The following is a 21,995-nucleotide window of genomic DNA, read 5'->3' as shown; positions in this document are numbered from 1 at the left end:
ATGTCAATTTTTTAATGAGCAAATTCATAACTTTTTTGTTGCTTTTCACATTTAATGCTTCGCTTTTTGCGCAGCAGGTTGAAGTCATACAATTAAGTTTAGCCTCTCGCCATAATCCAATCGGAGTAGATTTTACTTCGCCAAGCCTAAGTTGGAAATTACAATCTGATCAACGAAATGTGATGCAGTCAGCATATCAGGTTCTGGTTTCGAGCAGCATTACAAAGTTGAATCAAAATATTGGCGATGTTTGGGACACCAAGAAAGTAAATTCTGCACAATCTATCCAGATAAAATATCAAGGCAATAAACTTCTATCAACCAAAACCTATTACTGGAAAGTAAAGGTGTGGGATAATTTTGGAAATGTTTCACCATGGAGCGCTACTGCATGTTGGCAAATGGGTTTACTAAATGTTGAGGATTGGAAGGGCGCCAAGTGGATTGCTTACGAAAAACTGGCAGATTCGAATATCAATGTTTTACCTGTTGATGGTAAAAAAGATAAGTATACCGGCAGTAATATATTGCCAATGTTCCGTAAAGATTTTGTCGTTTCTAAAACTATAAAAAAGGCAACCGCTTTTATTTCGGGCTTAGGTCATTTCGAAATGAGTTTAAACGGCGAAAAGGTTGGGGATGATTTTCTTGCGCCGGGATGGACAAAATATGACAAAGAAGCATTGTATGTTCCCTACGATGTAACCAAACAGATCAAGAAAGGGAAAAATGCTGTTGGTGTAATGCTTGGAAACGGTTTTTATTATATCCCTCCCGTTAAAGAACGATATAGAAAACTAAAGGTAGCTTATGGTTATCCAAAAATGATTTGTCGTGTTTTGGTTGAATATACAGACGGTACCTCTGCCAATATTATCAGTAACCAGAGTTGGAAAACGGCTCCTTCAGCAGTTACATTTTCAAGTATTTATGGCGGTGAGGATTATAACGCAAACCTCGAGCAAAAAAACTGGAATGTAGCAGGATTTAATGACCAGCAATGGAAATCCGCTTTGTTGGTCGATGGACCGAATTTAAATGCCCAAAAGGAAGAGCCTGTAAAAGTTTTTGGATATACCTCTTCTATAAAAACTACTCGGGTGCCTAATGGTGAGTGGGTTTACGATATGAAGCAAAATTCATCATCGATAATAGAATTGAAAGTTCGCGGTAAAAAAGGCGATACCATTCTCATTACACCGGCGGAGTTAATTAAAGAAGATGGCTCAGTGACGCAAAAAAATATCGGGGGCCCATCGTACTTTACCTACATCTTAAAAGGTGAAGGAATAGAAACCTGGCGGCCGAAGTTTTTTTACACGGGTTTCAGGTATCTTCAAGTAAGAGGTGGTATTCCGGCAAACACAGAAAATAAATCTGGCTCACCTGTTATAGAAAGCTTAAAAGCATTACACATCAGAAATGCCGCCGAACAAGTGGGTGAATTCAATACATCAAACGAACTTTTTAATAAAACCTTTAAGTTGATTGATTGGTCGATCAAAAGCAACATGGTGAGTGTGTTTACCGATTGTCCGCATCGCGAAAAGCTTGGATGGTTAGAGCAACTGCACTTAATGGGCAATTCTGTAGGTTACAATTATGCTGCGGCGCCATTATTCAAAAAAGCGCTCGAGGATATGAGGAATTCGCAGTTGCCTAACGGCCTTATTCCAGAAATAGCGCCAGAATATGTGAAATTTGAATGGGGAGGCGATATGTTCCGTGATTCGCCGGAGTGGGGAAGCAGTGGCATTCTACTTCCCTGGTATTTATATCAGTGGTATGGCGATAAGCAAGCAATGATTGATTATTACCCGATGATGCAAGGCTATATTAACTACCTTGCAACCAAAGCTGATAACCATATTTTGTCGCAAGGGTTAGGAGATTGGTATGATTTGGGACCAAAACCTCCAGGTGTTTCCCAACTCACGCCAATGGGCGTTACAGGTACGGCGATCTATTATTACGACTTAAAGATTTTAGAAAAAATGGCTACGCTTTTGGGTGAAAAAGCAGATGCTTTAAATTATTCGAAATTAGCAGTCGAAGTAAGAAAAGCTTTCAATGATCAGTTTTTTGATCCTAAAACCAAGCAATATGCAACGGGTTCGCAAGCTGCGAACGCCATGGCGGTTTACATGGGTTTGGTAGCAGATCAGGATAAAAGCGCAGTGATCGAAAATTTAGTAAAAGATATTAGAAACCGGAAAAACAGTTTAACGGCTGGCGATATCGGCTACCGCTATGTTCTTCGTGTTCTGGAAGATGCAGGAAGATCGGATGTAATTTTCGACATGAACAGCCGCTCTGACGTACCTGGTTATGGAATGCAAATTGCCAAAGGCGCAACCGCTTTAACCGAGTCATGGGCCGCACTTCCAACCGTTTCAAATAATCATTTTATGCTTGGGCATTTAATGGAATGGCTTTACAGCGGCATCGGCGGTATTCGTCAGGCTGATCATTCAGTTGCTTTTAAGCATATTGTGATCGAGCCGGAAGTGGTTGGCGACTTAACTTCTGCAAATGTAAGTTATGATTCTCCTTACGGGAAAATAGCAACGCAATGGAACAAAAGTGACAAAAACTTTGTGCTTGAAGTGAATATTCCAGTTAATACAACGGCTGATGTTTATTTTCCAGGGAAAACAAAGCAAACCATTACAGATGAGTTAAATCCAAAAATGAATGCCTTAAGCTTCGAAAACGGCAAGGCAAAAATTACAATTGGTTCGGGGCATTACAAATTTATATGTACAAATGAATAGATTTAAAATCATACTTTTTCTGGTTTTGAGCACATTCAGTCTACAAGCTCAGGTTGCAAATTCTGTTTCTCAGGCGGAGATGGAAAAAATTTATCAGGAAGTTAAAACGCCTTTTAAGTATGGCCTGGTAATGGTTCCTGACGATAAAGATTATAAAATGGACTGCCCAACTATTTTTAAAAAGGGAAAATACTGGTATATGACTTATCTTATTTTCAGCGGGCGTGGTTACGAAACCTGGTTATCAAAAAGCAAAGATCTTTTGCGCTGGGAAAATCAGGGCAAATTGCTGTCGTTTGGCGACAATAGTTTGTGGGATGATAACCAAAAAGCGGGTTACAACGCTTTGCTAGATATTAAATGGGGTGGAGACTACGGTGTAAATCAATTCGATGGTAAATATTGGATGTCGTACTTTGGTGGAAAAGAAAAGGGCTACGAAGTAGAACCGCTCTCAATAGGCATGGCTAATGCGAAAAATCATCCATCAGTTGTGCAAGAGTGGAGCAGGTTAGATAAACCTGTTTTAACTTCAGCAGACAAAGATGTTCGTTGGTGGGAAAACAGAAACAAACTCTTTAAAAGTACAGTTATTGAAGACCCAAAAAGGTTAACCGGACATCCGTTCGTAATGTATTATAATGCCGTTGGTGATTCTTTGGCTAATAATAAGAAAACACGTTGGTACGAGCGAATTGGAATGGCAGTTTCAGATGATATGGTTCACTGGCAGCGTTTCAATAAAAATCCTGTGGTGCATCATCCTGTTGGAATTACGGGCGATGCGGTAATCCAAAAAATGGGTGATAACTACGTGATGTTCTATTTTGGTGCCTTTTGGCAAGACAGAAAAGGATCATTTAATCGTTTTGCGGTATCTAAAGATTTAGTAAACTGGACTGATTGGAACGGCGATAATTTAATTGAATCATCAGAGAAATATGATGAGTTATATGCTCACAAGTCTTTCGTGTTGAAGTACAAAGGAGTGGTTTATCATTTTTATTGTGCAGTGAACAAGCAAGATCAACGCGGCATCGCGGTGGCAACCTCGAAAGATTTAGGTAAAAGTAAAGTGAACTTTGTAAGTGGAAATTAGAATGAAGATGTTGAACAATTTTAAGGTTTTATTTTTTTTGATGGCAGGCTTGTCGGCAAGTCATCATTGCGAGGCAAAATCAGCCAACACCGTCATTGCGAGGTACGAAGCAATCTCATTTGTAGAATCAGATTGCTTCGGCTCACTCAATCCCAGCCTCGCAATGACAACTCGCCCAGTAATAGTGATTTCTGAATCCCGCACCAGAACAAATTTCAATAAAAACTGGAAATTCTTTTTAGGTGACGAGCCAGGGGCGAAATCTCCAGCATACAGCGATTTAAAATGGAGAAAACTTACCTTACCCCACGATTGGAGCATTGAAGGGAAATTCGACGAAAAAAATCCCGCTAAACCCGAAGGCGGTGGTCTTCCAACAGGAATTGGTTGGTATAGAAAAGAATTTACAGCGCCTGCAGATTTTCAAAACCGAGTAATCAGCATCGAATTCGACGGGGTGTATAAAAAATAGTGAAGTCTGGATTAATGGAAAATATTTGGGAAAACGACCATACGGCTATTCTTCTTTCTCTTATGAGATTAGCAACTTTTTGAAATCGGGTAAAAACATCATAGCAGTTAAAGTTGATAATTCAGCCCAGCCAGATTCCCGCTGGTATTCAGGTTCTGGAATTTACAGGAACGTTTGGTTAACCTCTACAGCTAAAACTGCAGTATCAAAATGGGGAACTTTTATAACTGCAGATCAGTCTGGTAAAGTAGAATTGCAGATTCAGGTTCAGAATAAAACCTTAAAAACACAAACTGTTGCAGTAACGAATACCATTTATAATGCCGAAGGAAAAATAACTTCTGCTACTGTACAGCAAGCGCTAAAAATCGATACATCAGGTTTATTGATCAACAGGATTTTCGAGGTTAAAAATCCCATTTTGTGGTCTGTGAAAAATCCTTATCAATACAAACTGGTTACGCAAATTTCCCAGAATGGAAAAATCATTGATAAATACGAAACCAGGTTTGGCATCCGATCTTTCAATTTTGATGCTGAAAAAGGCTTTTCTTTAAACGGTAAGCCAATGAAAATTTTAGGAGTTTGCCTCCATCATGATTTAGGTGCTTTAGGTGCTGCCGTTAATGTTAGAGCAATGGAGCGTCAACTCGAAATTATGAAAGAAATGGGCGTTAACGCCATCCGCACTGCTCATAATCCACCAGCACCAGAGTTTTTAGATTTATGTGATAAAATGGGTTTCCTGGTAATGGACGAGGCTTTTGACATGTGGGCGAAAAAGAAAACCAAAAATGATTACCATTTGAATTTTTCAGAGTGGCACAAACGTGATCTCGAGGATATGATCAAACGCGACCGTAATCATCCATCTATTATACTTTGGAGTATTGGAAATGAAATTCGCGAGCAATTTGACAGCACAGGCATTGCGATTACCAAAGAATTGGTCGGTATCGTTAAAAATTTAGACACTTCCCGTCCGGTAATTTCAGCATTAACAGAAACCGACGCGAAAAAGAACTTTATTTACCAGGCGAATGCGCTTGATGTTTACGGACTTAATTACAATCATAAAAAATATGCGGATTTCCCAAAAAACTATCCGGGAGTAAAATTTTTGGCTACAGAAACTACATCTGCTTTAGAAACAAGGGGTTTTTACGATACGGCAGATACCATTCGCCGTTGGCCTAAAGATGGAAAAACTAAATTTACCGAAGGCAATAAAGAATGGTCTGCATCCTCATACGATAATGTTTCGGCCTACTGGGGTTCTACACACGAAGAAACGTGGAAGGAAGCAAAAAAATACGACCACGTTTCCGGTTTATTCGTTTGGACAGGTTTTGATTATTTAGGAGAACCGTTGCCTTATCCCTGGCCCGCCAGAAGTTCCTATTTCGGAATTGTGGATTTAGCAGGTTTCCCAAAAGATTCTTATTACATGTATCAAAGCGAATGGACGAATAAACGTGTTTTACATATTTTGCCACACTGGAACCTGCCTACCGAACAGGCGGGTTTGGAATCAGGCAAATCTGTTGAAGTTTGGGCTTATTACAACAATGCCGATGAAGTGGAGTTGTACCTCAACGGTAAATCATTGGGTAAAAAATCAAAACAAAATGATGATCTGCACGTGCTCTGGAATGTAAATTTCGAGCCGGGAACACTGAAAGCAGTTTCCCGAAAAAACGGTAAAGAAGTTTTAGTTAAGGAAGTGAAAACTGCAGGAGCAGCAGCCAAAATAGAATTAATCGCCGATAGGAAAAACATCAAAGCCGATGGTTCCGACTTATCATTTGTAACGGTGCGGGTTTTGGATGCTGCTGGCAATTTAGTGCCAAATGCGGATCATTTAGTGAATTTCAAAGTGGAAGGCGATGGTTTTATCGCTGGCGTTGATAATGGTTTCCAGGCAAGTTTAGAGCCATTTAAGGCAAATTATCGCAAAGCATTTCATGGCTTATGCCTGGCTATCCTTCAATCAACGGAGAAGGCCGGGGCTATCAAATTAACGGCTAGTTCTAATGGTTTAACATCAACATCTATCACAATCAATACAGGGAAATGATCAACTAAATATTAGAGAATAAACTAGACAAATAAATTTAAAATTAAGGTATTGTCATTCTGAGAAACGACAAATCTGCAAACGAATAGGGACAGGCTCTGCCAAAGCATATCTTACCTCAATGTTGTATGAAATAGCTTAGAGATTTTTCACCGCGTTCAGAATGACGACAGTATAAATAAACAATAAATGGTTGGCAGTTTGCTAATTCATTGCCGTTGACTTTAGTCGACGGTTTAAAAAGAAGAAATATAAAGTGGAGAAAACAATTAATTTAAAAGGAATAACCTGGAATCATAGTCGCGGGCTTTTGCCTATGGTGGCTACGGCACAGCGTTTTTCCGAATTATATCCAAATGTTAACATTACCTGGGAGAAAAGGAGTTTGCAGCAATTTGCCGATTTTTCTATTCAGGAACTGGCAGAAAGATTTGATTTACTCGTAATCGATCATCCCTGGGCTGGTTTTGCAGCGAAAACACAGTCGATAGTGCCCTTAGATTTTTATCTTTCTGATGATTATCTTGCTGATCAGGAACGAAATTCGGTTGGTCAGTCTTACGAAAGTTATTTCTATGATGAACATTTATGGGCGCTTCCGATAGATGCGGCAACCCCGGTGGCGGCTTCACGGCCTGATTTGTTTGCTGATAACGGTTTGGAATTGCCGAAATCTTTCGACGATTTACTAGCGCTTGCAGATAAAGGATTGGTTGCCTTTGCTGGAATCCCAATCGATGTACTGATGAACTTTTACACGCTCTGTTGCTCTCTTGGCGAAGATCCTTGTCAAGGTGATGATGAAGTGGTGTCGCAGCAAACTGGTGTTAAAGCCTTGCAAATGTATCGCGAACTGGCTTCGAAAATAGATCCGGCAAACTTCAATAGAAATCCAATCCACGTTTATGAAGCGATGACCTTAACAGATGAAATCGCTTATTGCCCGTTTGCGTATGGCTATTCCAATTATTCAAGAAACGGATATGCCCGCAAAACCTTACATTTTCACGATATGATTTCCCTTGATGGAAAAACAAACTTAAGAAGCACATTAGGTGGAACCGGTTTGGCGATATCTTCCAAATGTGAGGAGCTAGATGTAGCCGCCAAGTATGTCGAATTTGTGGGTTCTCCATCCTGTCAATCTACTTTGTTTTTCGAAAACGGAGGTCAGCCAGGGCATTTAGCAGCTTGGAAAAACGAAGAAGTTAACCGTCAAAGTCACAATTATTTTTTTAATACTTTACCTGCTTTACAACGGGCATTTCTTCGTCCGCGTTATCATGGCTCCATGTTTTTTCAAGATCACGCAGGCGATGTAGTTCGGGATTATTTAATGAATGGTGGAGACGAAATTGCAGTTTTATCGAAGATGAACGAATTGTATCAAAAATCTAAAACTTTGGTATTATCATGAACAGGCCGCTAGAAGGACTTTTAGTTTTGGAGTTTTGCCAGTTTCTGGCAGGACCATCTGCCGGCTTAAAATTAGCAGATTTAGGCGCTCGGGTAATTAAAATCGAACGCCCGAAAACCGGCGATGCTTGTCGTCAGTTATCAATAAAAAATCTTTTCGTTGATGATGATAGCTTGCTTTTTCATACCATTAACCGCAATAAGGAAAGTTATGCAGCGGACTTAAAAAACCCGGATGATTTAGAAAAGTTGAAGAAATTAATCAGCAAGGCTGATGTAATGACGCATAATTTCCGCCCTGGAGTAATGGAAAAAATAGGATTGGATTACGATCATGTTCAGGCTATCAATCCTAAAATTATTTATGGAGTGGTAACTGGTTATGGAAACGAAGGCCCATGGAAAAATAAACCAGGTCAGGATTTATTGGTTCAGGCAGTTTCGGGATTAACATTTTTATCGGGCGTTGATACAGATGGACCCGTTCCTTTCGGGCTTTCTGTTTCTGATATTATGTGTGGAAATCACCTGGCTCAAGGCATTTTAGTCGGTTTAATCAAGAGAGCAAAAACCAATAAAAGTGTTTTGGTCGAGGTGAGTTTACTGGAGTCGATTTTAGATGTGCAGTTTGAGGTGATCACTACCTATTTAAATGATGGCGGGAAACTGCCAGACAGAAGTGGGGCAAAGGGTAGCGCACATGCCTATTTAAGTGCACCTTACGGGATGTATGAAACAAAAGATGGGTATATTGCCATGGCGATGGGAAATCTTCCGAATATTTGCGCCATTATTAAATGTGATATTTCCGATTTGTATGTCGAGGCAGGTTCAGCCTTCGAGAATCGGGATAAACTGATTGTTCGTTTAGCCGAAACTTTCAAAAAGGAGGAAACCAAAAACTGGGTTAATCTTTTAGAAAGCCACGGAATTTGGTGTGCAGAGGTATTGAATTACCAAACTGCCACGGCGTTAAATACTTATAAAAATCTGCAAATTGAACAACAGTTGGATTTGGGTGAAGACCTGAAAATCAAAACGACAGTAAGCCCTATTAGGTTAGATAATGAAAAATTATTTGCCCCGAAAGCTGCACCAAAACTGGGTTTTGATACATTGGATATTAATAGAGAATTTGAATTAGAGAATCATCCTTAATCGATTGTCATTCTGAGCACAGTGAAGAATCTGTAAGTTCAGAAACACAACTTAAAATAAAAATAAATAAATCGGTCGTCATTTCGACTGAAGCGAAGCGAAATGGAGAAATCTTTGACCACCGTTGAAGATCTCTCCACTACGGTCGAGATGACGACCGCTTTTAGCTCAAAATAGCAACTTTGATAAATAAACAAAATTATGAGACCGCTTGAAGATTATTTAGTTATCGATTTCAGCCAGTTTCTTTCCGGTCCATCGGCAAGTTTGCGCTTGGCTGATATGGGCGCTCGGGTAATCAAAATTGAACGTTTAGGGGTGGGCGATATTTGCCGCACCCTATACACTTCGAATCTGATTATGAACGGAGAATCGTCTGTTTTTCATGCCATCAATAGAAATAAAGAGAGCTTTGAAGTAGATTTAAAGAATGAAGAAGACAGGGATATGGTGCGTGAGCTGCTTAAAAAAGCAGATGTGATGATCCACAATTTTCGCCCTGGCGTGATGGAGCGTTTAGGCTTTGATTATCCTTCAGTTAGCGCTTTAAATCCAGCCATCATTTATGGCGAAGTTTCAGGCTATGGAACAGATACAGAATGGAAAAATAAACCAGGCCAGGATTTACTTTTACAATCCGTTACCGGACTAACATCTCTAACAGGAAATGCGGATAGCGGTCCTGTGGCAATGGGTTTATCTATTGTTGATATGCTGGCGGGTGCGCATTTGGCGCAAGGACTTTTGGCTTGCCTATATCGCAAAGCGATAAGAAATGAGGGCGGTTTTGTGCAAGTAAGCATGATGGAATCGGCCTATGATTTTCAGTTTGAGACGATTACGACCTTCATGAATGATGGCGGTGCTTTACCAGAACGTTCAAAAAGAAACAATGCCAACGCTTATCTTGGTGCGCCTTATGGGATCTATCAAACCGAAAATGGCTATCTGGCTTTAGCAATGGGTTCAATTCCTCAATTAGGACAATTATTAGACTGCGAAAAGCTGGAAGATTATATAGAATTGAAGGAAGCTTTTGATAAAAGAGACGAAATTAAAGCGATTTTGGCAGAACATCTGCTTACCGCAACTACTGAAAAATGGCTTTCCGTTTTAGAACCAGCAGATATTTGGTGTGCTGATGTATTAAACTGGAATGCACTGATGGCGCATGACGGTTTTAAAGTATTAAATATGATTCAGGAAGTGGAGATGGAGGATGGTTACCAATATGAAACCACCCGATGCCCAATTCGAATTGACGGCGAACTGTTAACTTCCAGCAAAGGTTCACCAAAATTAGGGCAAGACAATGAAAGGATTATAAAAGAATTCATTACGCAGAAAACGATTGCCAATGCATAACCAAATAGAAACTTTCAAAATAGCTGTTCGCAAATTTGCTCCGTTTGAATCCGCGATACGGAAATTCTGGGATCAATATTGCGAATTTTCAGGCTGTACCGTGAAGCTGGACATGGTGGTGATGGATTTGCATGAACTCTATGATAAAACCATTTCAAAAAAAGGTTTAGCGAATGGAGATTTTGATATTGCCCACATCAGCACAGATTGGGTTTTGGAAGGTTATTCTCATCAGGATTTTGAAGTGCTCAATCCTTACATCAACAAAAATAAACCTGAAGATTTTCCGAGAGGATGGAGCAAGTCTTTATTAACGTTGCAGCGTTTTGGTTGGGAAGTGGTAGGCTTGCCCTTCCACGATGGACCAGAATGCTTCATCTTCAGGAAAGACTTGTTCGAAAGCGAACTTGAGCAAACAAGATTTTTGGCAAAGTACGGTAAGCCCTTAGAAGTGCCAAAAACCTGGGATGACTTCCATCAAATTGCCCAATATTTTAACCGTCCGGAAGATAATTTATATGGAAGTATTTTTGCCTGCTACCCTGACGGGCATAATACGGTGTTTGATTTTTGCCTGCAATTGTGGACCAGGGGTGGGAGCCTAACAGATAAAAACGGATTTATCCAGCTTAACACAGAGGCGGCAATCAGCGGGTTAGATTTTTACCGAAAAATAGTGAATGACAAAACTGCGGTCCATCCAAAATCAGCCAAATTTGAATCGGTAGCTGCTGGAATTGCATTTTCGCAAGGAGAAGCGGCCATGATGATCAACTGGTTTGGTTTTGCTGCGATGTGTGAAGTAGATGTAAACTCTAAGGTTAAAGGAAAAGTTGATGTTGGTTTGTTACCAGCAGCGGAGGGTAAAAATTCCGCTTCGTTAAATATTTACTGGCTTTACACCATCGCCAAAGGCAGTAAAAATAAGGATCTTGCTTATGATTTTCTTCGCTTTGCATTAGCTCAGGAACAAGATAAACAACTTACAATGGAAGGCGGAATTGGCTGCAGAATTTCAACCTGGAAGGATCCTGAAATCAACGTCATTATTCCTTATTATCACAAATTGGAAACGTTGCACGAGGTGGCAAATATGCTACCGCAAAAACAAAATTGGGCAGCAATTGCCGCTATTATCGATCAAATGGTTTTACAGGCGGTAAATACTGAAACGCCAAGTGAAGCGCTTATTTTAGAAGCACAGAGCCAGATAAATAAAATTGATAAATGAGTATTGATATAAAATATAAACCAGAATTACCATCAACAAAGCAACCAATTATTATCATTGGTGCTGGTGGAATCGTGGCCGATGCACATCTTCCAGCTTATAAAATTGCTGGTTTTGAAGTGTACGGCATCGTGAACCGAACCAAAGAACGGGCCCAAAAATTAGCAGATGCTTTTGGTATTCCGAATGTATTTAATACCGTTGCTGAAGCCGTAGCAAATGCACCAAAAAATGCAGTTTATGATCTCACAACAATGCCTGCGCAATATATCGATGCTTTAAATCAATTGCCAGATGGAAGCGCTGTTTTAATCCAAAAGCCTATGGGTGATGATTTTGCTCAGGCAAATGAAATTTTAGCGCTTTGCCGTTCTAAAAATCTGAAAGCAGCTATTAATTTTCAACTTCGTTTTGCGCCATTTGTAAGTGCAGCTAGATACCTCATTGAAAAAGGACTTATTGGTGAACTTTACGATATGGAAGTTCGGGTGACGATTAAAACGCCTTGGGAAATTTTTCCACATGTGATCATTCATCCGAGGCTTGAGATTCAATACCATAGCATCCATTATGTAGATCTGATCAGATCATTTTTGGGTAATCCGAACACTGTTTTAGCAAAAACTTTGAGACATCCCGCGAAAAATTTATCATCTTCACGCTCTACAATTTTGTTAGATTATGGTGATACGCTCCATGCGGTGATTAATACCAACCACGATCATGATTTTGGACCAAACCACCAGGAGAGTTATATTAAATGGGAGGGGACAAAAGGTGCGATTGTGGCAAAAATTGGCCTGTTAATGGATTATCCTCATGGTGTGCCAGATGTTTTCGAATACTGTATTGTAGAAGAAGGTGAATCGCCTGAATGGCAAACTGTAAAACTAGAAGGCTCTTGGTTTCCGGAAGCTTTTATTGGAACGATGGCAAATTTGATGAGGTATAATGAGGGTTCGAGTGATGTGTTGTATACAAGTGTTGAGGATGTGATTCAAACGATGGCTGTTGTGGAAAGTGCTTATCAATCGAGTGATACCGGAGGGGTAAATGTTTTAGGTTATAAGTTATAAGTTATAAGTTCGGATATAGGCGATTTCAAGAGCCAAAGCACTTAAAGTCGTTCTACTAAATCCAGCCTAACAAATTTTTCGGGATGCACAGTTAAAGCCAAAGCATTAACTTAAATAGAAAAATTTTAAGCTGGGAGTTTTGTTTCTTTTGCGATCAAAAGAAAAAAGCCCGTCTGGCCAAGACAACGAAAATTTTTAAAAAAAAATAAAATGTATTTCAAATCAACATTTTTTGAAGATTACCAATTACAAGATAAACGTACAACGCTTGGACGTACGATCACAGAAACCGATTTCGTTGTTCACGCCGGCCATACAGGAGATTTTTTTCCGCACCACATGGATGCAGAATGGTGTGCTACGCAGCCTTTTAAACAAAGAATTGCCCATGGAACGATGATTTTTAGCATCGGAATTGGATTAACCGCTTCAGAAATTAATCCGGAGGCGATGAGCAAAGGCTACGATAAACTGCGTTTTGTAAAACCTGTTTTTATTGGTGATACTATTCATTCAGAAATCACAATCTCAGAAAAGGGAGATAGCAAAAGACCCGAATACGGAACTGTAACCGAACACGTAGAAATAATCAATCAGCATGGAGAAGTAGTTTTAGTCTGCGACCATTTGCTTGTAGTAAAGAAAAATCATTAGTTCAGTAGTCAATAGTTCATTGGTTTGGGTGCCGATATTGATGATTTTGATAAAATGCCAACAACACGAAATGGACAAATGTATAGGATAGCTTTGCACTAATGAACCAATGACTAATGAACCAATGAACTAACAAATAAACCAAATATAATGAACCACAACACACAGCCAGAAATTGTAACCGAAGGTGATCCTTCATCAGGGAAAAAATACCTGTTGCCTTTTATCTTAGTAGTCAGCCTCTTTTTTCTTTGGGGAATGGCGCACAACCTCGATTCGATATTAATTCCACACCTAAAAAAGGCGTGTAACTTAAGTAATAGTCAATCTACATTGATTGACACTTCAGTGTTTTTAGCTTACTTTTTAATGGCAATCCCTGCGGGTGTGCTTCTAAAACGGTTCGGGTATAAATCAACCATGATTACTGGATTGCTAGCCTTCGCTTTTGGCGCTTTTTTATTCGTTCCTGCGGCAAATAATTTGTCTTACATTACATTCTTAATAGCACTTTTCATCATTGGTTGTGGTTTAACGTTGTTAGAAACCTCTGCAAATCCTTACGCAGCAATATTAGGTAGTCCTGATAAAGCGGCATGGCGATTGAACCTCGCAGCAACATTTAATGGTTTAGCAGCACCTTTGGCAACAGTTGTAGGTCGATTTATTCTTTCTGGTAAATCTCACACCAAAGAAGAATTAGCGGCAATGACGGAAACTGTTAGAAACAATTATTTTCTAACCGAAGCATCAACAGTAAAAACACCATATATTATTTTGGGAACTATTTTGGTTTTAGTGGCCTTGCTATTTTATTTTATGAAACTTCCAGAGGTTAAAACAGCCAGTAAAGATGGTATTTCTCAAGGTAGTTTTTTGGGCGCTTTAAAACATAAACATTTACGTTGGGCAGTAATTGCACAGTTTTTTTACGTAGGTGCACAGGTTTGTGTAACTAGCTTTTTCATCAGGGCAGCACAACAGGCTGGTGGTTTTGATGAGTATACAGCATTGAATTATCTAGGGTTATATGGTACATTATTTTTAGTTGGGCGATTTGTGGGGACAGCTTTATTACGCTACATCGCATCAAACAAACTATTGGCTATTTACGCTGTAATATGTGTTTTACTTAGTATTGTTGCTATAACTGGAACAGGAGTAGTAGTAGTTTACGCTTTGGGCGGTTTGGGTTTCTTCATGTCGATTATGTTCCCAACCATTTTTGCCTTGGGAATAGATGGTATAGGAGAGGATACAAAACCGGGTTCATCTTGGCTCATTATGTCAATTGTTGGCGGTGCGATATTACCATTCGGGATGGGTTCCCTAATCGATCATTACGGAGATAATATCCAAATTGGTTACAGTATTCCTTTAGTTTGTTATTTAATTATTCTTTATTTCGGATTAAGAGGTTATAAAATCGCCCATAAATAAACAATGTTCCGTTATTACTGGGAGGGATAAAAAAATAAATCGTTATTGCGAGGCCTGGAATGAGTAAGCTGAAGCAGTCTGCTTTACGAGAAAGATTGCTTCAATCGATGAAAAATCGATTTCGCAATGACGAAAAATAAATCAAAATGAAACGAGTGTTTAGTAAAATCTTCCTGTTCTTTCTATTGTGTACTTTTAGCTTTACGCTTAATGCACAACAAAACGAAAATGCTAAACCTTGGGTATTCTGGTATTGGGTAAAAGGTGCGGTTTCTAAACCTGGTATTACAGCCGATTTAGAGGCGATGAAAGCCAATGGAATTGGAGGTGCTTACTTGATGAGTATTCAAGGTCCGGATAAAACGCCAGTTTATTCACCACCAGCAGTTCAGCTTACACCCGAATGGTGGAAACTGGTTGAGTTCGCCATGAGTGAGGCCAAACGTTTAAACTTAAAACTTGGAATGCATGTGAGTGATGGTTTCGCCTTGGCCGGCGGACCCTGGATTACGCCTGAATTTTCCATGCAAAAGGTGGTTTGGTCTAAGACTGTGGTAAATAGTGCAACTCCAAAAATTATCCTGCCTAAACCAGAATCAAACGAAAACTATTATAAGGATATCGCAGTTTATGCTTATCCATCGCCTGTGGGCGAAAACATTTCTACCAGAACGGTTATACCTAAAATTACGGCTAGCAATGATGCTGATGCCACAGGATTGATTAAGTCCGGAAATAAGAAAAACTTTGGTTCCAACGAACCGTGTTACATTCAATATGAGTTTGCAAAACCTTTTACTTGCAGAACAGTAACTATTAAAATTAGTGGAAATAATTATCAGGCACAGCGACTGGCAATTGAAGTGAGTGATGATGGAAAAAGCTTTCGATCAATTGGCAGGCTGGAAGCACCACGTCATGGTTGGCAAGATACCGACGAAGATGTAACGCACTCCATTAAACCAACAACGGCTAAATTTTTCAGGTTTATTTACGATAAAAAGAATTCTGAACCAGGGGCTGAAGATTTGGATGCGGCTAAATGGAAACCTTCTTTGAAACTGGTAAATCTTGAGTTAAGTTCATCTGCCCAAATTAATCAGTTTGAAGGGAAAAATGGTTCGGTTTGGAGAATTAGCAAGAGAAGTACAAATGAACAGATTGCAAAAGAACTGTGTGTTCCATTGAATAAAATCATCAACCTCACGGATAAATTAAATGCAGGCGGAACTTTAAACTGGAAAGCACCGAAAGGCGAGTGGACAATTCTAAGAGTCGGACATACATCAACAGGCCATACAAACGCAACCGGTGGTGGTGGAAAAGGGTTGGAGTGCGATAAGTTTAATCCAGAAGCCGTTAAACTGCAATTCGATAACTGGTATGGCGAAGCGCTAAAATATGGCGGACCAGAAATAGCTAAGAAAGTTTTAAGCGTTTTCCATGTAGATAGTTGGGAATGTGGCAGTCAGAATTGGTCGCCATTATTTAAGGCAGAATTTCAGAAACGCAGAGGGTACGATTTAACGCCATACTTGCCTATTATGACCGGATTGCCTGTAGAAAGCGCTTCAGTTTCTGAGAATTTTCTTTACGACATTCGTAAAACCATCTCCGAATTGGTAGTAGATCAGTTTTACAAAACCTTGGCAAAATTAGCTAGAGAACAAGGGGTAACTTTTACGGCTGAAAGCATTGCGCCAACGATGATGAGCGATGGATTGTTGCATTACAAAACTGTTGATGTACCAATGGGAGAATTCTGGTTGAACAGCCCGACTCACGATAAGCCGAATGATATGTTGGATGCCATTTCTGGTGCTCATATCTATGGGAAAAATATTGTTCAAGCAGAAGCTTTTACCACGGTTCGCATGGATTGGAATGAGAATCCTTCGAATATGAAAACATTGCAGGATAGGAATTATGCGCTTGGAATTAACAAGTTGGTTTATCATGTTTTTACGCACAATCCATGGATGGATAGAAAACCAGGGATGACGCTAGATGGTGTAGGGTTATATTTCCAAAGAGACCAAACCTGGTGGAAAGCGGGTAAAGCATGGGTAGAGTACGCTGAGCGAACACAAAACCTGTTACAGCAAGGTAAGCCTGTGGTTGATATCGCAGTTTTTACGGGAGAAGAATTACCCCGCCGTTCAGTTCTGCCAGATCGGCTAGTAGAAACTTTACCTGGCATTTTCGGTGCTGATGTAGTGGAAACAGAAAAGAAACGTTTGGCCAATGTTGGAGAACCTTTGCGTCAGATTCCGTCTGGCGTAACACATTCTGCAAATATCGCTGATCCTGAAAACTGGGTAAATCCGTTACGCGGTTACGCTTACGATAGTTTTAATCCTGATGTATTGGCTACTGCTAAGGTAAAAAATGGGGAGGTAGTTTTTGAAAGCGGCGCAACATATCAAGTTTTGGTTTTTCCCGGGGCGATGAAAATGAATCCGAACTATCAATACATGAGTTTTGAAATTGTTGAAAAGCTTTATGAATTAATAAAGGCGGGGGCCAAGGTTATCGTTGCAGATAAACCTTTATATCAAAATGGTTTAAAACAGGCAAGTAGAGCTGAGTTTGATCTAATAGTTAATGAGATTTGGGACGATAAAATTGCTACTAATCTTATTAAAAGGATAGGCAATGGAATGATAATTAAAGCGCCCTATTATAGTGAGAATTTCGATAAAATTGGCGTCAAAAAAGATTTGAATATTACTGATGTCAACTATGAGGTCACGGATGTTTCACCTGGGTATTCAAAAAACATAACCTATACACATAGATCAGATGGATCAAAAGATATCTACTTTATATCAAACCAAGAAGCTGAAGAAAGAGATTTTAATTTTTCTTTTAGAATAAGTGGAAGGGTACCTAAAATCTACAACTCGGTAAGCAATGATACAATAGCTTTGAAGAGCTGGTCGATTAGAGATGGAAGGACTTATTTTAACTTAAAATTGCCATCGAATGGTTCGGTGTTCGTAATTTTTAATGAAAAGACAAGTTTAACTCAACTGCAAGCTGGGCCAAATTTCAATAAGTTTAAAGCCATTGAAAATATTTCAACGGACTGGCAAGTACAATTCGATCCAGCTCTTGGTGGTCCGTCAAAGCCAGTTGTATTTAAAGATTTAACCGACTGGACTAAACAGGCTGATAGTTTAATAAAATACTACTCAGGAGTTGCCATTTATTCGAAGAGTTTTACATTCAATGGAGATACAAAAAATGCCTGGATTGATTTAGGTGAATTTTCCAGCGTGGCTGAAGTGAAAATCAATGGGATAAATTGTGGCACATTGTGGACAGCACCGCATCGCTTAAACATCAGCAAAGCAATAAAAAAGGGCGAAAATAAAATCACTATTGAAGTTACAAACACCTGGGCAAATCGTTTAATAGGGGATGATAAATTACCTGGAGATAAAAGAATTACGAAGACTACTGCGCCTTTCCGTTTGGAAGGTAAACCTTTAAATCCTTCAGGATTGTTTGGGCCGGTTGTTATTCAAGCGGAAGAGAAATAAAAATAATCGTCTTTGCGAGGCATGAAGCAATCTATAAGAAGTATTGCTCTTGGCTTGCAATGATAGCAAGAAGATAAAATAGCAAGCAATATGATAAACAGATCTGCAATCATCATCCTACTAACGCTACCATTTTTACAGGTTTATGCCCAGGACATGGCGCTTGTTAATACTTCAAATAGTAAATATGCGAAGTTACGAAGTGTTAACATGGCTGATGTAACCTGGACAAAGGGTTTTTGGGCCGATCGGTTTAAGGTTGCGACTGAAACCATGGTGCCCAATATGTGGGCCATTTATAACGATCCAAAAATAAGCCATGCATTTAAAAACTTTGAAATTGCCGCAGGCTTAGATACAGGTGCGCATTCAGGACCATCTTTTCATGATGGGGATTATTACAAAACACTGGAAGCTGTAGCGAGTTTATATGCGTCGACAAAAAATCCCAAACTCAATGAAATGATGGATAAAGCTATTGTCGTGATTGGAAAATCGCAACGCGAAGATGGTTATATCTACACGAAAGCAATGATTGAGCAGCGTAAAACCGGTTCAAAAAATCAGTTTCAAGATAGGCTGAGCTTCGAATCTTATAACATTGGGCACTTGATGACGGCGGGTTGCATCCATTATCGTGCTACTGGAAAAACCACACTATTAAACATCGCTAAAAAAGCAACGGACTATTTGTACAATTTCTACAAATCGGCATCGCCAACACTGGCCAGAAATGCCATTTGTCCTTCTCACTACATGGGCGTTGTAGAAATGTACCGCACAACTAAAGACCCCAGATATTTGGAATTGGCCAATCACTTAATTGCCATTAAAGGTAAAATTGATGACGGAACAGATGATAATCAGGATAGAATTCCGTTCTTGCAGCAAACCAAGGCGATGGGGCATGCGGTGAGAGCGAACTATTTGTACGCTGGCGTAGCCGATTTATATGCCGAAACCGGAAAAGATTCACTTTTGAAAACCTTGAATTTAATGTGGGATGATGTGAATCAGCATAAAATGTATATCACAGGAGGCTGTGGTTCACTTTATGATGGCACTTCGCCTGATGGGACCTCCTACAATCCAGCTGATGTTCAAAAAATTCATCAGGCTTTCGGTCGCGATTACCAGTTGCCAAATTTTACAGCCCATAACGAAACCTGTGCTAATATTGGTAATGTACTTTGGAACTGGAGAATGCTCCAGATTACAGGCGATGCAAAATATGCGGATGTGATGGAACTGGCTTTGCACAACAGTGTTTTATCGGGAATAAGTTTAAATGGAAAAAACTTTTTATATACTAATCCGCTGGCGCAATCTGATGATCTTCCATTCAAACAACGATGGTCAAAAGATAGAGTTCCATACATTGGCCTATCGAATTGCTGCCCTCCAAATGTGGTAAGAACCATTGCCGAAGTAAGTGATTATGCTTATAGTGTTTCTGATAAAGGCTTGTGGTTCAATTTGTACGGTGGAAATAACTTAACTACTAAATTAGCTGATGGCAGTAAGATTTCTGTTGCGCAAACTACCAATTATCCATGGGATGGAAATATTATGATCGCGATAAAAGAAACAGGAAATAAACCGTATTCAGTTTTTCTTAGAATCCCAGCATGGACTCAAAATGCTCAAATTAGTGTTAATGGAAAGGCAGAAAATATTGAAGCAATTTCTGGAACATACGCCGAAATAAATCGGGTTTGGAAAAAAGGTGATGTAATAGAATTGAATCTCCCGATGGAAGCTACTTTGATTGAGGCCAATCCTTTAGTAGAAGAAAATAGAAACCAAATTGCGGTAAAACGCGGACCAATTGTTTATTGCCTGGAGTCAACAGATTTACCAGGCAAAGATATTTTCAACGCTTTTATTCCTACCTCAACGAAATTTACCGCTCAACCAATCAATATTGATGGTGCCGAAATGATGAGTTTGATTGGTAATGCTAAAATTGTGGAACCGAATAACTGGAAAAACGTATTGTATCGTCCGGTTAATAATAATAGCAATGATGCTGAAATTAAACTGGTACCTTATTTTGCCTGGGGAAATCGCGGGCATTCAGAAATGTCGGTTTGGCTACCGGTTAGTAAATAAAATAACGTGATAAGAATGAAACTAAAACTCACCATACTTTTAAACCTCATTTGCTGCATCGTCGCATCGGCAACGGTTAAACCTGCCTCCATTTTTACCGATCATATGGTTTTGCAGCAACAAAGTAATGTGGCCATTTGGGGTTGGGCGAAGGCTTCTGCTAAAGTAAAGATCATCACATCCTGGAACAAGAAAAGCTATTCAGTAATCGCTGATCAAGACGGGAAGTGGAAAGTAAAAGTGGCCACACCATCGGCTGGAGGACCATATGAACTCGAATTAAATGATGGCGAAAAGCTGGTTTTAACAGACATTTTAATTGGTGAGGTTTGGTTTTGCGGTGGTCAATCGAACATGGAAATGCCAATGAAAGGCTTCAAAAGTCAGCCAATAATCGGTTCAAACGAAGCCATCCTTAAATCGGCGAATAAAAATATTAGACTTTATACCGTTCCGCGTTCTTCCATTATCGAACGCCAGGAAAACAGTAAACCATCTCAATGGAAAATGGCGGCACCAGAAACGGTTTCTAACTTCAGTGCGACTGCCTATTATTTTGCTTCCCTATTAAGTGAGTTATTGCAAGTGCCTATCGGTGTCATCAATGACAGCTATGGAGGTTCTTCCATTGAAGCCTGGATGTCGCCAGAAGATTTAAAGGCATTTCCGGAAGTTAAAATTCCAGCCAAAGGCGATACGATAAAAGAAGTAAGCAGAACACCAACAACGCTCTATAACGGAATGCTTTATCCTGTGATTGGTTACGGAATCAAGGGTGCAATTTGGTATCAGGGAGAATCTAATTACGAGCGACCAGATCGCTATGAAGATTTATTTCCAGCAATGGTTTCTTCATGGAGAAAAAATTGGAATAACGGAGAATTTCCATTTTACTATGCGCAAATTGCTCCCTATAATTATGCGCAGCTTCCGCCTTACCACATTGGAGGGAAATTTAACTCCGCATTTTTAAGAGATGCCCAGCGAAAATCTCTAAATAAGATTCCTAATTCAGGAATGGCGGTTTTGATGGATATCGGTGAGGAAAAATCCATTCATCCAGCGAACAAAAAACAAGGTGGTGAGCGTTTGGCTTATCTTGCCTTGGCACAAACTTACGGTATAAAAGGCTTTGGCGCACTAAGTCCCAATTATGAGTCTTTAACCATTGATAAAAATAAAGCAGTAATTAAATTTCAAAATGTAGCCAATGGCTTGACCGCCTTCGGTAAAGAATTAAGTCTTTTTGAAGTAGCGGGAGCAGATCGGAAATTTTATCCTGCGAAAGCAGCAATTACCGGAAGCAGCATTACAGTATCAGCTGAACAAGTTAAAATGCCAGTTGCGGTTCGTTATGCTTTTAAAGATTTCCTGGTAGGCGATTTATTCGGCAATGATGGCCTGCCGGTTTCTTCTTTCCGCACCGATGATTGGGATAATTAACGACACATCATTGCGAAATACAGTTTATTCCGACCTTTCGGGAAAGCAATCTCATCAAAAAGATTTCTCCGCTTCGGTCGAAATGACGACTTATAATTGATTAACAAAGAATGATTTTAACCAAAACGATACC

The 21,995-nt window shown here is 39.6% G+C and carries 14 protein-coding genes; all 14 read left to right on the top strand.

Annotated elements, in window-relative coordinates:
- Positions 1–14: 14 nt before the first annotated feature.
- Positions 15–2,774 carry a family 78 glycoside hydrolase catalytic domain gene (locus ACZZZC_RS14085; protein WP_463487446.1) on the top strand — a complete coding sequence of 920 codons (2,760 nt, stop codon included), beginning with the start codon at positions 15–17 and terminating at the stop codon, positions 2,772–2,774.
- Complete coding sequence (locus tag ACZZZC_RS14080; RefSeq protein ID WP_463482618.1) at positions 2,767–3,873, top strand: glycoside hydrolase family protein; 1,107 nt, start codon at positions 2,767–2,769, stop codon at positions 3,871–3,873. The genes ACZZZC_RS14085 and ACZZZC_RS14080 overlap by 8 nt, the downstream gene beginning before the upstream one ends.
- A 163-nt stretch (positions 3,874–4,036) precedes the next feature.
- Positions 4,037–4,345, top strand: coding sequence for a sugar-binding domain-containing protein (locus ACZZZC_RS14075; protein WP_463487445.1), 309 nt, complete (start codon positions 4,037–4,039; stop codon positions 4,343–4,345).
- 25 nt (positions 4,346–4,370) lie between these two features.
- Positions 4,371–6,422, top strand: coding sequence for a glycoside hydrolase family 2 TIM barrel-domain containing protein (locus tag ACZZZC_RS14070; RefSeq protein ID WP_463487444.1), 2,052 nt, complete (start codon positions 4,371–4,373; stop codon positions 6,420–6,422).
- Between the two features lie 256 nt (positions 6,423–6,678).
- Positions 6,679–7,839 carry an ABC transporter substrate-binding protein gene (locus ACZZZC_RS14065; protein WP_463482616.1) on the top strand — a complete coding sequence of 387 codons (1,161 nt, stop codon included), beginning with the start codon at positions 6,679–6,681 and terminating at the stop codon, positions 7,837–7,839.
- Positions 7,836–8,996: a CaiB/BaiF CoA transferase family protein gene (locus ACZZZC_RS14060; protein WP_463482615.1), complete on the top strand. Its 1,161-nt coding sequence runs from the start codon at positions 7,836–7,838 to the stop codon at positions 8,994–8,996. The genes ACZZZC_RS14065 and ACZZZC_RS14060 overlap by 4 nt, the downstream gene beginning before the upstream one ends.
- 201 nt (positions 8,997–9,197) lie before the next feature.
- Positions 9,198–10,361 (top strand): CaiB/BaiF CoA transferase family protein, encoded by a 1,164-nt coding sequence (locus ACZZZC_RS14055; RefSeq protein WP_463482614.1) that lies wholly within the window; start codon positions 9,198–9,200, stop codon positions 10,359–10,361.
- Positions 10,354–11,592 (top strand): extracellular solute-binding protein, encoded by a 1,239-nt coding sequence (locus ACZZZC_RS14050; RefSeq protein ID WP_463482613.1) that lies wholly within the window; start codon positions 10,354–10,356, stop codon positions 11,590–11,592. Before ACZZZC_RS14055 ends, ACZZZC_RS14050 begins: the two co-directional genes overlap by 8 nt.
- Positions 11,589–12,668, top strand: a complete 1,080-nt coding sequence (locus ACZZZC_RS14045; RefSeq protein WP_463482612.1) for a Gfo/Idh/MocA family protein — start codon at positions 11,589–11,591, stop codon at positions 12,666–12,668. Before ACZZZC_RS14050 ends, ACZZZC_RS14045 begins: the two co-directional genes overlap by 4 nt.
- A 210-nt stretch (positions 12,669–12,878) precedes the next feature.
- On the top strand, positions 12,879–13,322 hold the full coding sequence (locus tag ACZZZC_RS14040; protein ID WP_463482611.1) for a MaoC/PaaZ C-terminal domain-containing protein: 444 nt from the start codon (positions 12,879–12,881) through the stop codon (positions 13,320–13,322).
- A gap of 150 nt (positions 13,323–13,472) precedes the next feature.
- The gene (gene fucP / locus ACZZZC_RS14035; protein ID WP_463482610.1) at positions 13,473–14,762 is read left to right on the top strand and encodes an L-fucose:H+ symporter permease; all 1,290 of its coding nucleotides are present in this window, start codon (positions 13,473–13,475) and stop codon (positions 14,760–14,762) included.
- A gap of 146 nt (positions 14,763–14,908) precedes the next feature.
- On the top strand, positions 14,909–18,307 hold the full coding sequence (locus ACZZZC_RS14030; protein WP_463482609.1) for a glycosyl hydrolase: 3,399 nt from the start codon (positions 14,909–14,911) through the stop codon (positions 18,305–18,307).
- A gap of 90 nt (positions 18,308–18,397) precedes the next feature.
- On the top strand, positions 18,398–20,419 hold the full coding sequence (locus ACZZZC_RS14025) for an aceric acid hydrolase (protein ID WP_463482608.1): 2,022 nt from the start codon (positions 18,398–18,400) through the stop codon (positions 20,417–20,419).
- A 15-nt stretch (positions 20,420–20,434) separates the two neighbouring features.
- Positions 20,435–21,862 carry a sialate O-acetylesterase gene (locus tag ACZZZC_RS14020; RefSeq protein WP_463482607.1) on the top strand — a complete coding sequence of 476 codons (1,428 nt, stop codon included), beginning with the start codon at positions 20,435–20,437 and terminating at the stop codon, positions 21,860–21,862.
- Positions 21,863–21,995 lie beyond the last annotated feature (133 nt).

It is taken from the genome of Pedobacter sp. AC212 (assembly GCF_979258625.1).
This window is presented reverse-complemented; position numbering and strand designations above follow the sequence as displayed.